Here is a 12,767-nt window from a genome sequence, read left to right on the forward strand (position 1 = left end):
CCGGTTGGAGCGATTGTATATGCCTAGCGCCGCGACGGCGAGACATGTAGCTACGCGCGTTGTCGGGAGGCAGCGCCACGTCCGATGAACCGCCGCGAGCGCACGAGGCGGCGCTGACCGGGCGGACCGCGGAGCTGAAGCGGGTGAAGTCCGCCGCCGCGGGCAGGCGCGGGCTGCTGCGGCGCTGGATGCCTCGCGGCGACGGGACGAGAGCAACGCCGGCGTGCCGGCCGCCCAGTGCGGTCGGGGCGTGGCCAGCGAGATCGCGCTGGCGCGGCGGGATTTCCCGGCGCGCGGCAGCCGGCATCTGGGGTTCGCCAAGGCGTTGGTGTACGAGATGCCGCACACCCTGGCCGCGCTTGATCTGCTGGCCCAGGAGCAGGCGTATAGGTTGTATCGGTGGGAGTTGCCTGACTGGCATCCCGTGTACTGGGCCGGTGAGCCCAACGATCTGTTGGTGCTGACCGCCGACGACCGGCTGCTGCCAAGCGAATAGCTGACGGTTGAGTTACAGAAGGTACGCCGAGTACAGACCCGCGTTAGGTGAACCGGGCGCGGTGCGTTGAACGTTGATTCGGTAGTCGGGTGCCCGCTGCGATAGCTGCTGCTGCCCGTCGACGAATCGCTGCCGAAGGTCGGCTACGTCATTCGCGGCGTCCGTCCAGAACAGCCGTGGCTGCGACGCGTCTATGAAACCCGTGTCGTGTTCGACTGCTTTCGCATAGAGATTTTCGAGCTCGCGGCCGTTCTTGTAGGGCCAATACTTTTTCAGTCCGTTGAAGATGCCCATGGGTTGGGGGCCCGGCCCCGCTGTCGGCCTTGTTGGGAAGAGGATGCCGGTTTGTTGAAAGCCGATGATGACTGCTTCGCGTCCACGCTCGACACCGGGGTTCATGGTGTTGCCTTTACGGAGCCTGGATCTATCGCTACTCATATGCGGACAGACCATGGCCGAATACACGATGCATGACCAGTGCACGGGACCTGCATCGTCGTGCGATCGGTCGCGCTCGGCGTCTCTGATGTGTTTCGCGTCATGGTCGCCCCATACGCGGTAGACCAGTCCGCCCGGTTCCAGGGGATGGCCGCATACGGCACAGGCCTTTCCGATCATCAGACAGAACGACCGCACGGGGTCGTTCTGGTCGATTCGAGGTTTTCCATCTACCCAGCCGACCTCAGCCGGGAGGTGGAAGCCTCGGTCCTCCGTCGGCAGGTCGGCGATCCAAGGCGGAGCGACAACGGTTGTAGCAGGCACCGGCAGGCCCCCCGTCTGATCGTGCGCTTGCGGGTTGAAGGTTACCGGCCGCCCCTTGCCGGGCAGCCGGTATTCGCGCCTTCTGTCAACATCGCCAGCAACCCATCTACATGCCTGCACGCTGCGGCCTCGGTGTAGTGGGACTGCCGCAGTTCGGTCGGTTTCCCGTTCCGCAGTTCCGTCCACTCGACCCGGAAAAGCTGGGTGCCGGGGAACGACGTGTGATCGCTGCGGGTGGGCTCAGTAGTTTGGGTCAGTGCTACCTATGTAACGCGTTTGACGATCACGGGGTGACGGTATCTGCGGGTGCCGACACGGCTGGAGTGCATAAGTGCACAAACTCGACAGTCTTGAGGCGGGCCGCCGACACCACCTTCGACGGGCGGCCGCGAGGCCACGTGATGGCCGACGGCCTGGTCGAGCGCGTCACGGGCCGGCCCGCGGGGTCCGCGGAGCCGATCGCGGTCAACCTGCTGGTCTCCGACGAGACGCTGCTAGGTGGCGGCGCGCACGCGGCCGTGGTGGGCGGGTACGGACCGATCCCCGCGCCCGTGGCCCGCCGCCTGGTCGGCCGCGGGGTTGGCGATACCCGGTCGCGTGCGACGCTGCGCCGGTTCTACCGGCATCCGCGCACAGGGGCGCTGGTGGCCATGGAGTCGAGGGCGCGCCGCTTCCCCGCGGGACTGGCCGCTTTCATCGACGTACGCGACCAACGCTGCCGCACGCCGTACTGCGACGCCCCGATCCGCCATCACGACCACGCCCGGCCGCGCGGCCGGGGCGGCCCGACGAGCGCGGTCAATGGGCTGGGCTTGTGCGTGTATTGCAACTACGCCAAGGAAGCGCCCGGCTGGCGAGTCATCACAACGACCGACGACACCGGTTGCCATACAGCGCAATCGTGACACCCACCGGGGCGCACTAGCACTCCGGGGCGCCACCGACACCCGGACGGCTCGTGGTGCACGTTAGCGAGCCGGAAACCGGTATCGGTATTGCGATCGCCGGCCGGGGTTGTCAGTCGGGAGCTCCGCGGGCGTTGATCACCACGTCATGGCCGCCGCTGCGGGCGACGCCGGCTAGGGGTTCGGCGACGGGGGCAGCGCGGGGGCGGGCGCCGGAGGTGGCGGGGCCTCGACGCTGCCCGGGGCAAACGTGTGCGGCGGGTTGCAGTTTCGCGTACACCCGCAGTTGACGCCGATGAAGCAGATAACGGGTTGGGCCGCGGCGGCATCGGTCGCCGTCAGCACCGCCGTGACGCCGCCCACAGCGAAAACCAGCGCGGACACGCAGGCGCACCACGCGGCCGCGGGCTTGGCTTGTCGCTTAGTCACAACTCGATACTGTAGTCGCTCCGGTTGACGGACGCTTGCGGCACGTCGCGTTCCCCAACCTTTGCCGACGGGAAGCGGCGAATCCCCGAGATCGGCTGTGGCGCAGGCGGTTTCGCGGGTGTTGGGGCGCACCCCAGGCCGCCCGGCAAGCGTCGACTCGCGACCACTGACGCCGACGGCATTAACACGGGCGAAAACAAATTTTTCGCGCTGTTAGCAGGGGCCCACCTCGGGGCGGCAGGGCCGATTGACCGGCCAGGAGACGACGACTCCCCGAGGCGCCGTTTGACCGTTGCGCGCCCGGGTACCGCCTGCCCCGACGGAGGGAGTAAGCGTGGGCTATCTAGACGTCGCGAGGGACAAAGTCGTGGGCTCGGTCAAGGAGGCCGCGAAGAAGGTAGTGGACGCCCAACCGCCCCGGGCGACCGCGCAGACGGTCACCATCGCCTGCCCGGTCGACCGGATCGCGCAGTTCTGGCGTGATCCGCTGCAGCTGTCGGTGGTGTTGGGCGACATCGCGGAGGTCGAGGCGTCCGGCGACGACCGGTACCGCTGGCGGCTGCTCGAAGGCCCCGACGCCACCTGGGAGTCGCGCATGGTGACCCGGGAGGACGGCGTCGGCTTCGTCGGTGACGGCAGCGAACTCACCATCAGCTACCGGGCCGCGCCGCACGACCTGGGCACCGAGGTCACCCTGCGCGCCACGACGCCCGCCCCCGGCCTGCTGGCCGGGGCGGCTGCCTACAAGGTGCTCTACCGGCTGCGCGCGCTCATGCAGACCGGCGAGGTGCCGACCCTGCGGTCCAACCCGAGCGCGCGGGCCTCCGCGCGGTAACGAAAGGCAACCATGCGCGCACTGTGCTGGAACGGCGTCAACGACCTCTCGGTCCAGACCGTCGACGACCCGAAGATCCTCAATCCCCACGACGTCATCGTCGAGGTCCGGCTCACCACCACCTGCGGGTCGGACCTGCACTTCATCGATGGCTACCTGCCCGGCATGCGCGAAGGCGACGTGTTCGGTCACGAGTTTATGGGTGTGGTCACCGAAACCGGCGCCGAGGTGCGCGACACCAAGGTGGGCGACCGCGTGGTGGTGCCGTCGTTCATCGCCTGCGACCGCTGCTGGTATTGCGAGCACGAACTCTATTCGTGCTGCGACACCACCAATCCGAACGCCGAACTGCAGCAGCCGCTGCTGGGCTACCCCTCCGGCGGGATCTACGGCTACACACATCCCTTCGGCGGGTACGCGGGCTCGCACGCCGAATACGTGCGGGTGCCGTTCGGGGACGCGAACTGCTTCGCGATCCCCGGCGACATCACCGACGAACAGGCGCTGTTTTTGTCCGACGCGGTGCCCACCGGCTTCATGGGCGCCGACTTCTGCGACATCGCGGGCGGCGACACCGTCGCGGTGTGGGGCGCCGGCGGCGTCGGCCTGATGGCCGCGCGCAGCGCGTTGCTGCTCGGCGCCGACCGGGCCATCGTCATCGACCGAATCCCGGAGCGATTGGCCTTGGCGCGCAACGAGTTCGGCCTCGAAACCGTGAACTACGAGGCGGTCGACAGCGTGCACGAGACGCTGCGCGAGCTGACGGGCGGCCGCGGGCCCGACGCCTGCATCGACGCGGTCGGCATGGAGGGGCACGGCACCGGCGTCCAGCAGCTCTACGACAGGGCCAAGCAGATGCTGCGTCTGGAGACCGACCGTGCCACCGCGTTGCGTGAGGCCGTCCTGGCGTGCCGCAAGGGCGGGGTGGTGTCGGTGCTCGGGGTGTATGGGCTGACCGACAAGTTCCCCATGGGAGTGCTGACCAACAAGGGCCTGACGATGAAAACCGCGCAGCAGCACGGTCAGCGCTACATGCAGCGGCTCTTCGACTACGTCGAGCAGGGCGACCTCGACCCCGCCAAGCTGATCACCCACGACCTTTCGCTCGAGGACGGTGTGCGTGCGTACGACCTGTTCAAGAACAAAGAGGACAACTGCATCCGGGTCGCGATGCGGCCCGGCGCCCGCGCCACCCGTTGACTCCCCGCCGCCCCGTCCGGGACGCCCACTAACCTGAACCGGGTGAATCTGGACCTCAACCAGGCGTCCATCCGCGAAGTGTGCGACGCCGGCTTCCTCGCCGGAGCGGTGACGGCGGTCTGGCAGCGCGGAGAAATGCTGCAGGTCAACGAGATCGGCTACCGCGACGTCGAAGCGGGGCTGCCGATGCAGCGGGACACGCTGTTCCGGATCGCGTCGATGACGAAGCCGATCACCGTGGCGGTGGTGATGAGCCTGGTCGACGACGGCAAACTGACGCTGAAGGACCCGGTGACACGCTGGGCGCCGGAACTGGCCGACCTGCGCGTGCTCGACGACCCGCTCGGTCCGCTGGACCGCACCCATCCCGCGGCGCGCACCATCCTGATCGAGGACCTGCTCACCCATACCAGCGGGCTGGCCTACGGCTTCTCGGTGTCCGGCCCGATCTCCAAGGCCTACCTGCGGCTGCCGTTCAACCAGGGCCCCGACGCCTGGGTGGCCGAGCTGGCCCGGCTGCCGCTGGTGCATCAACCGGGCGAGCGCGTCACCTACAGCCACTCCATCGACCTGCTGGGTGTCATCGCGTCCCGCATCGAGGGCAAGCCGTTCCACGAAGTCCTCGACGAGCGGGTCCTGGGTCCGGCCGGCATGCCCGACACCGGCTTCTACGTCTCCCCCGAGGCGCGCCGCCGCGCGGCGACCATGTATTCGTTGGACGAGCAGAGCCGCCTGCACCACGGCGTCATGGGGCCGCCCCACATCACCCCGCCGGCGTTCTGCAACGCCGGCGGCGGCCTGTGGTCGACCGCCGACGACTATCTGCGATTCGTCCGGATGCTCCTCGGCGGCGGGACCGTCGACGGCGTGCGGGTGCTGTCCGAAGAATCCGTCCGCCTGATGCGCACCGACCGCCTCACCGACGAGCAGAAGCGGCACAACTTCCTGGGCGCCCCGTACTGGGTGGGCCGCGGCTTCGGGCTGAACCTCTCGGTGGTCACCGACCCCGTCAAGAGCGGGCCGCTGTTCGGGCCGGGCGGCCTGGGAACGTTCAGCTGGCCCGGCGCCTACGGGACGTGGTGGCAGGCCGATCCGGGCGCGGACCTGATCCTGCTGTATCTGATCCAGAACCTTCCCGACCTGACCGTCGACGCGGCCACGGCCGTCGCGGGCAATACGTCACTGGCGAAACTGCGCACGGCTCAACCGAAATTTGTCCGCCGCACCTACCAAGCGCTCGGCCTGTAGCCGTGCCCGACTACCCGCCGGAACGCATCACCGGGCCGCGGCTGCTGCTGCGGCCGCCCACGCTCGAAGACGCCGGCGCGCTGTTTCAGCGGGTGGCCCGCGACCCGCAGGTCACCAAGTACCTGCTCTGGGCCCCGCACCCCGACGTCGCGGCGACCCGGCGGGTGATCACCGAGAAGCTCAACGCCAGCGCGGACGAGCGGACCTGGGTCATCGAGTCGCGGCACCGCGGCGAGGTCGTCGGGCTGGCGAGCTGCCGGCGCAGCGCCGCGCACTCCGTCGAGATCGGGTATTGCCTGGGCCGCCGCTGGTGGGGCAAGGGGCTGATGGCCGAGGTGCTGGACATGCTTCTCACCGCCCTGGACGCCGACCGCGACGTGTACCGCGTCTGGGCCACCTGCAGCGTCGATAACACGCGCTCCGCGCGGCTGCTCGAGCGCGCCGGCTTCTTCCTCGAGGGCCGGCTGGCCCGGCACGCCGTCTACCCCACCATGGGGCCCGAACCGCAGGACAGCCTGCTCTACGCCAAGATCCTGCGCTGACTCACCGGTTGTCGGCGAACGCGGCCTCGTCGAGCGCCCGGCGCGCGTAGGCGCGCACGTCGGCATCGCTGTCCTTGAGCGCGATCCCGAGCGCGTCGCGCGCCGCGGGCTCGCCGGCCCACTTGGTCAGGCTGAGCACCGAGGCCTTGCGCACGTCGAGGTGCGCGTCGACCAGCGACTCGGCCAGCAGCGGCACCGCCACGTCCGCCGCGGCGCCGGCCAGCGCCCGCGCCGCGCCCTCCCGGATCTGCCAGGCCGGCGCCCGCAGCGCCTGCTTGATCGCCGCGACATCGCCGTCGCCACAACCCAATGCGCCCAGCGCGGCGAGCGCCGCCGCGCGCACCAGGGGGTCCGGGTCGGTGATCAGAGCGCGCACGGCGTCGGCGCCGCCGCCCAGCGTCGCCAACCCGGCCGCGGCCGCGATCCGCACCTCGCGGTTCTCGTCGCGGGCCGCCGCGACCACGCCGTCGACGTCGTCGACCGAGACCAGCGCCCGCACCGCCTCGATCCGCACCCGGTGATCGGAATCGGTCACGGCCCGGCGGTATTGGGCGTTATCGCCGGCGCGTCGCGCGGCCAACAGATACACCGCGGCCGCGCGGACCACCGTGTCCGCGGACTCCAGATAAGGTTGCGCCCCGCCGGGATCGGGCAGCACCTCGACCAGCTCGCGGATGCCCTCGGCGCTGGTGCGGCGGACCGCGGCGTCGGGGTCGTCCAGCGCCGCGAACAGGGCGGGTGCGTACCCGTCGGGGATGTGCTCGGTGAGCGTGGCCACCGCGGTACGCCGCACCCCCGGATCCTCGTCGGCCAGGTACGGCCGCAGCTGGTCGATCGACGGTTCCTCGAGCGCCAGCACCTCGGCGATGCGTGGCGACGGCGGCTCGACGGCCGGGGCGCGCGAGACGATCGGCGACCCTGCGGGCGCCTGGCCGCCGATCAGCGGCGGCTGCTCCACCTGGTGCACCGTCCGGTCGACCGGCGGCAGGCCGTCGAACTCCGGCACCGACACCAGGTACGGCGCCACCGGCCGCTTGAGGAACACCATGTCGCCGCCCTCACCCTTGCGCAGGTTCAGGTGGTAGCCCCACTGAACGTCGTCGCGGCCGGGCAAATCGGCGCGGTCATGGTAAAGGCCCCAGCGAGACTCGGTGCGGGTCAACGACGAACGGGCCGCCATCTCGGCGCAGTCCCGGATGAACGACACTTCCACCGCGCGCATCAACTCGTGTGGCGTGCGGGCGCCCATCTCGTCGATTTCGGCGCGCATCCGCTCGAACGTGCGCACCGCGATGGACAGCTTGGCCGCCGTCTTCGGCGGGGCCACATAGTCGTTGACGAAGCGGCGCAGCTTGTACTCGACCTGCGGCTGCGGCGGGCCGTCGGGATGCCGCAACGGAGCGTAGATCAGCTCGTGCGCGGCGCGCAGCTGATCCTCCGGAAGGCGTTGCGGCGCAGCCACTTCGGCAAGCGTGCCCGCGGCGTGGGTGCCGGCGAGGTCACCGAAGACGAACGCCCCGATCATGTAGTTGTGCGGGACGCACGCCAAATCCCCCGCCGCGTACAGCCCGGGAACCGTGGTGCGGGCGTGTTCGTCGACCCACACCCCCGACGCCGAATGCCCACTGCACAGGCCGATCTCGGAGATGTGCATCTCGATGTCGTGGGTGCGGTAGTCATGGCCGCGGTTGGCGTGGAACGTGCCGCGGGTGGGCCGCTCGGTGGTGTGCAGGATGTTTTCCAGCGACGTCAGCGTCTCGTCCGACAGGTGCGAGACCTTCAGGTAGATGGGCCCGCGGGCCGAGTCGATCTCGCTCTTGACCTCGGCCATCATCTGCCCCGACCAGTAGTCGGAGTCGACGAACCGCTCACCCACCGCGTTGACCTGATACCCGCCGAACGGGTTGGCCACGTAGGCGCAGGCGGGCCCGTTGTAGTCCTTGATCAGCGGATTGACCTGGAAACACTCGATTCCCGACAGCTCCGCCCCGGCGTGGTAGGCCATCGAATACCCGTCGCCGGCGTTGGTCGGGTTCTCGTACGTGCCGTACAGGTAACCCGACGCGGGCAGGCCCAACCGACCGCACGCCCCCGTCGCCAGGATCACCGCCTTGGCGCCCACCGTGACGAACTCGCCGGTGCGCGTGTTCAGCGCCGCGGCGCCCACGGCCCGGCCTCCGTCGACCAGCACCCGCACCGGCATCAGCCGGTTTTCGATCTGGATCTTCTCCCGCATCGAGCGTTGCCGCAGCACTCGGTACAGCGCCTTTTTGACGTCCTTGCCTTCGGGCATGGGCAGCACGTAGGAGCCCGAGCGGTGTACCCGGCGCACCGCATACTCGCCGTGCTCGTCCTTTTCGAACTTCACGCCGTAACGCTCGAGCCGCTGCACCATCGCGAACCCGCGGGTCGCGGTCTGGTAGATGGTGCGCTGGTTGACGATTCCGTCGTTGGCGCGGGTGATCTCGGCGACGTAGTCCTCGGGCTCGGCCTTGCCCGGGATGACGGCGTTGTTGACCCCGTCCATGCCCATCGCCAACGCACCGGAGTGCCGCACATGGGCCTTCTCCAGCAGCAGCACCTGCGCGCCGTTTTCGGCCGCCGACAGCGCCGCCATGGTGCCGGCGGTGCCGCCGCCGATGACGAGCACGTCACAGTCGAGCCGCACCGGGGTGGCGGGATCGGGGATCTCGGTCATGCCGCCGCCTCGATGTGGTTGAGCGCCGCGATGATCTGCGCGCGCAACCCGTCGGGTGCGGCGTCGCCGCGCGGATTCGGCACCTCGATCGACGCGCGCACCGGCTCACCCGCGCGGCCCAGCACGACCACGCGGTCTCCCAGCGCCAACGCCTCGTCGACGTCGTGGGTGACGAACACGATGGTGGTCGGGTGGGTGCGCCAGGTGTCGATGAGCAGCCGCTGCATGGCCGCGCGGGTCTGGGTGTCCAGCGCGCCGAACGGCTCGTCCATCATCACGGCGCGCGGCGCCCCCGCCAGGCCGCGGGCCAACTGCACGCGCTGGCGCATGCCGCCCGACAGGCTCTTGGGCAGGTAGTGGCCGAAGCCGGTGAGCCCGAGCTCGGCGATCCACCGCTCGGCCGCCTCGCGCCGCCCGGCGCGCGGCACCCCGCGCAGCCGCAGCGCCAGCTCGATGTTGGACCGCACCGTGCGCCAGGGCAGCAGCGCGTTGTCCTGGAACACCATGCCCCGGTCACCGGAGGTGGTGCCGACCTCCGCGCCGTCGGCCAGCACCCGGCCGGCGTCGGGGGCCAGCAGCCCCGCCAGCGCCCGCAGCACCGTCGACTTGCCGCAGCCCGAGGGCCCGGTGAGGACCAGGATTTCCCCCGGCCGCACCGCCAGGCTCAACCCGTCGATGACGGCGGGACCGTTGTAGGACAACCGAACTCGGTCCAGTTCGAGGCTCATGCCGGTGGCGGTCATCGCTGTCCCTCCTGCGCGCGCGGCAGCCACCGGGTGACCCGCCGGCCGATCAGTTCGACGGTCGCCGACGTCGCGAACCCGAGCACGCCGATGGTGATGATGCCGACGAACACCTGCGGGTAGGCCAGCACCGTGTAGTCCTGCCAGGTGCGGTAGCCGACGCCGAGACGGCCCGAGATCATCTCGGCGGAGATCACGCAGATCCACGCCACACCCATGCCCACGGACAGGCCGCCGAAGACGCCCGGCAGGATGCCGGGCAGCACCACCTGGGTGAGCACGTCGACGCGGCCACCGCCCAGGGTGCGCACCGAGTCCTCCCAGAGGGTGGGCAGCGCGCGCACCGCGTGCCGGGTGCTGACCATGATCGGAAAGTAGGCCGCGAGGAAGGTGATGAACACGATGCCGGCCTCGTCGGTCGGAAACAGCAGGATCGCCACCGGCACCATGGCGATGGCCGGGATGGGGCGGGCCAGCTCGGCCAGCGGGCCGAAGACATCGGCGAACACCCGCGACCGGCCGAGCAGCACGCCGGTGGCGACGCCCACCACCGCGGCCAACCCGAAACCGGTCAGGATCCGCAGCAGCGACTGCGCCAGGTCCAGCCAGTAGTCACCGGCGCCGAGCCGCCGCTGCAGCGCGTGCAGGATTTCGGTGACGGTGGGCAACGTGTCGAAGCGCAGCAGCAGCCGCACCTTGCCCGCGGTGAGCAACTGCCACAGCCCGATCGCGGCGGCCACCGACGCCAGCCGCAGCAGCCGGGACTGCCAGCGCCCGGCGCGCCGCCGCGGCCGGGTCAACGCCGGCGTCGAGACGACGCCGAGGACTTGGTCGGCCACCACTTGGGTCGTCATACCGAACCTCCCAGTGCTTGTTGGTAATTCGTCGAGACGCCGCCGGGATGGCCGGCGAGGTACCGGTTGGCCCCGGCGACGGTGCCGAAGGGCAGATAGTTCGGGCCGTCCTTGACCCAGAACGCCTTGTCCGCGAACCAGCGGGTGCCGAGTTCGGCGTCGGGCACGTAGGCCGCCCGCACCTTGGCGCCCCGGCCCAGCGCGTCGCGCACGGCGCGCAGCAGCGCGGTGGGGTTGGCGACGGTCTGCGTCGCGTCGGCGCCGTCCAGCCACAGTTCGCTCGCCAGCGCGGGGTCACCGGTCAGGGTGGACGGGTTGGTGCTGCGCGCCCGCGCGGCACCGTAGTCGAGACCGCGCGCGGTGAACACCGCGCGCAGCGGCTCGTCGACGGCGAAGCGGTCCACGTTCAGGTCGGCGAAGTCGCCGATCGACTTCAGGTACGGCACATCGCTTTTGAGCGCCTCGATGAGCGAGGGCTTGAGCGTGGGGTCGAACGACGTGCCCCCGGGCCCGTTGTAGAGGTAGACCACTTCCTGCGGCAACCCGCTGCCCTGCGCGACGATGCGGGCGGCCTCGAGCGGTTTCCCGTTGAGAAAGTCGGTGGCGTCGAGCTGCGCCTGCAGGAAGGCGGCGAGCACCTCCGGGTGGGCCGACGCGTACGAGCGGCGCACCACCACGCCGTGCAGGGTGGGCAGGTTGAGTTCGGCGCCGTCGTAGAGCAGCTTGGCCTTGCCCTGGTAGACCAGCAGGCCCGGCCACGCAACGAACTGCGAAAGCGCTTTCACCTGGCCGGATTCCAGGGCCGACGCGCCGACCTGCGGCTGCTGGTTGAGCACCTCGACACCGCTGATGCCGGCCTTGGCCAACGCCCGCACCAGGGTGCCGTGGCCGGCCGACCCCACGCTGGCCGAGACCTTGCTGCCGGCGAGGTCGGCCAGGCCGGTCGCCGGCGAGTCCGGCGACACCACCACCATGTTCAGGGCACCCTTGGGGTTGTAGCCGGTGATGGACACCATCTCGGTGCGGGCCAACGGGTTAGCCTGCGTCTTGGAGCCGTTGATGAGCATCGGGTAGTCGCCCATCGACCCGATGTCGATCTTTTCGGCCAGCATCTGCGCGGTGATCGGGGCGCCGGTGTCGTAATCCTGCCACCGCACCGCGTATTTGGTGCCGGTGCGGGCGGTGATGTCGGCGAGCCGGTGCTCGAGGTAACCCTGCGCGCGCAGCAGCGTGCCCGCGGTGACGGTGTTGATGGTCTTGGACTGGTATCCGACGACCACGTTCACCACGCCGGAGGACTGCGAGAAGGACTCCAGCGAGCAACCGGACGCGACCATGGCCACGGCGAACAGGACCGACGCCAGCCGGGCGGCGTGTCGTTTCATGTCAAAGGCCTTGCGGGTGAGGGGTTTTCAGCGAAGCAGATAGGGCATGTTGACGGTGACCGCGCCCGTGGGGCAGCGGGCCGCGCAGGGGCCGCAGTACCAGCACTCGTCGACGTGCATGTACGCCTTGCCGGTGTCGGGGTTGATGGCCAGCGCGTCGAGCGGGCAGACCTCCACGCACAGCGTGCAGCCGTCGATACACAACGACTCGTCGATGGTCACCGGCACGTCGGCGCGGCTGTTGTGGATCAGGGTCATGCGTCGCTCCGTTTCAGGCTGCCGCGCATGGTGATTCGGTCACCACGCATGCGGATGTATTCCAGGTCGACGGGCGTGCCGTCGGCCAGGCTGGTAAGCCGCTCGAGCATCAGCAGGGACGCGCCGTCGGGCACCTGCAAGGTGGCCGCCGAGTGTGCGTCGGCGGGAATGGCCTCCAGCGCCAGCGACGCCGAGCCCAGCGGCTGCCCGCTGACCTGCTCGATGAGCGCGAACAGGTCGTTGTCTTCGAGCGGGAATTCGAGGACCCCCCGGCCGACCTGCGGGGCCAGGTAGGTCAGGTCCAGGCTGAGCGGCAGCTCGCCGAGGTAACGCAACCGCTCGACGAACACCGCCTGTTCGCCGGGCTGCAGCCGCAACCGGCGCGCCACCGACGGCGGGGCGGTGACGAGCA

The 12,767-nt window shown here is 69.9% G+C and carries 12 protein-coding genes and 2 pseudogenes; 6 read left to right on the forward strand and 8 right to left on the reverse strand.

The window, feature by feature from the left end; all coding sequences use genetic code 11:
* Window positions 1-59 precede the first annotated feature (59 nt).
* Window positions 60-364 (forward strand): annotated as a pseudogene (locus A5700_RS26390) (hypothetical protein); the annotation flags it as partial.
* 144 nt (window positions 365-508) lie between these two features.
* On the opposite strand, the gene A5700_RS26395 reads toward A5700_RS26390, so the two are convergent.
* Window positions 509-1,378 carry a hypothetical protein gene (locus tag A5700_RS26395; protein WP_156671410.1) on the reverse strand — a complete coding sequence of 290 codons (870 nt, stop codon included), beginning with the start codon at window positions 1,376-1,378 and terminating at the stop codon, window positions 509-511.
* Between the two features lie 230 nt (window positions 1,379-1,608).
* On the opposite strand from A5700_RS26395, the pseudogene A5700_RS23730 reads away from it, so the two are divergent.
* A pseudogene (locus A5700_RS23730) lies at window positions 1,609-2,264 on the forward strand (HNH endonuclease signature motif containing protein); the annotation flags it as partial.
* A gap of 73 nt (window positions 2,265-2,337) precedes the next feature.
* Here A5700_RS23730 and A5700_RS26685 read toward each other — a convergent pair.
* The gene (locus A5700_RS26685) at window positions 2,338-2,592 is read right to left on the reverse strand and encodes a hypothetical protein (protein WP_197504171.1); all 255 of its coding nucleotides are present in this window, start codon (window positions 2,590-2,592) and stop codon (window positions 2,338-2,340) included.
* Window positions 2,593-2,926: 334 nt separating this feature from the next.
* Between A5700_RS26685 and A5700_RS23735 the strand changes: the two genes are divergently transcribed.
* Genes A5700_RS23735 through A5700_RS23750 form a run of 4 tightly spaced genes read left to right on the forward strand, consistent with a single transcriptional unit; the run spans window position 2,927 to window position 6,417 of the window.
* The gene (locus tag A5700_RS23735; protein ID WP_068205069.1) at window positions 2,927-3,427 is read left to right on the forward strand and encodes a hypothetical protein; all 501 of its coding nucleotides are present in this window, start codon (window positions 2,927-2,929) and stop codon (window positions 3,425-3,427) included.
* Between the two features lie 12 nt (window positions 3,428-3,439).
* A complete protein-coding gene (locus A5700_RS23740; RefSeq protein ID WP_068064782.1) occupies window positions 3,440-4,627 on the forward strand; it encodes a zinc-dependent alcohol dehydrogenase in 1,188 nt (395 codons plus the stop codon).
* A gap of 42 nt (window positions 4,628-4,669) precedes the next feature.
* Window positions 4,670-5,875 (forward strand): serine hydrolase, encoded by a 1,206-nt coding sequence (locus tag A5700_RS23745; protein WP_068064779.1) that lies wholly within the window; start codon window positions 4,670-4,672, stop codon window positions 5,873-5,875.
* 2 nt (window positions 5,876-5,877) lie between these two features.
* Window positions 5,878-6,417, forward strand: coding sequence for a GNAT family N-acetyltransferase (locus A5700_RS23750; protein WP_068064776.1), 540 nt, complete (start codon window positions 5,878-5,880; stop codon window positions 6,415-6,417).
* A gap of 1 nt (window position 6,418) precedes the next feature.
* Here the strand turns inward: A5700_RS23750 and A5700_RS23755 are convergent, their stop codons facing one another.
* The 6 genes from A5700_RS23755 to A5700_RS23780 form a co-directional block, all read right to left on the reverse strand.
* Entirely contained in the window at window positions 6,419-9,115 is a 2,697-nt protein-coding gene (locus A5700_RS23755) for a fumarate reductase/succinate dehydrogenase flavoprotein subunit (RefSeq protein WP_068064773.1), read from the reverse strand.
* Window positions 9,112-9,858 (reverse strand): ABC transporter ATP-binding protein, encoded by a 747-nt coding sequence (locus tag A5700_RS23760; RefSeq protein ID WP_068064770.1) that lies wholly within the window; start codon window positions 9,856-9,858, stop codon window positions 9,112-9,114. The genes A5700_RS23755 and A5700_RS23760 overlap by 4 nt, the downstream gene beginning before the upstream one ends.
* The gene (locus A5700_RS23765) at window positions 9,855-10,712 is read right to left on the reverse strand and encodes an ABC transporter permease (protein ID WP_068064767.1); all 858 of its coding nucleotides are present in this window, start codon (window positions 10,710-10,712) and stop codon (window positions 9,855-9,857) included. Before A5700_RS23765 ends, A5700_RS23760 begins: the two co-directional genes overlap by 4 nt.
* Window positions 10,709-12,097 carry an ABC transporter substrate-binding protein gene (locus A5700_RS23770; RefSeq protein ID WP_068064764.1) on the reverse strand — a complete coding sequence of 463 codons (1,389 nt, stop codon included), beginning with the start codon at window positions 12,095-12,097 and terminating at the stop codon, window positions 10,709-10,711. The genes A5700_RS23765 and A5700_RS23770 overlap by 4 nt, the downstream gene beginning before the upstream one ends.
* A gap of 27 nt (window positions 12,098-12,124) precedes the next feature.
* Window positions 12,125-12,355, reverse strand: a complete 231-nt coding sequence (locus A5700_RS23775; RefSeq protein WP_068064761.1) for a ferredoxin family protein — start codon at window positions 12,353-12,355, stop codon at window positions 12,125-12,127.
* Window positions 12,352-12,767 (reverse strand): GntR family transcriptional regulator (locus A5700_RS23780; protein WP_156671411.1); only part of this gene is annotated, 416 nt, incomplete at its 5' end. The genes A5700_RS23780 and A5700_RS23775, both read right to left, overlap by 4 nt.

Source organism: Mycobacterium sp. E1214 (assembly GCF_001666755.1).
In the GTDB taxonomy this organism is placed as follows: Bacteria; Actinomycetota; Actinomycetes; order Mycobacteriales; family Mycobacteriaceae; genus Mycobacterium.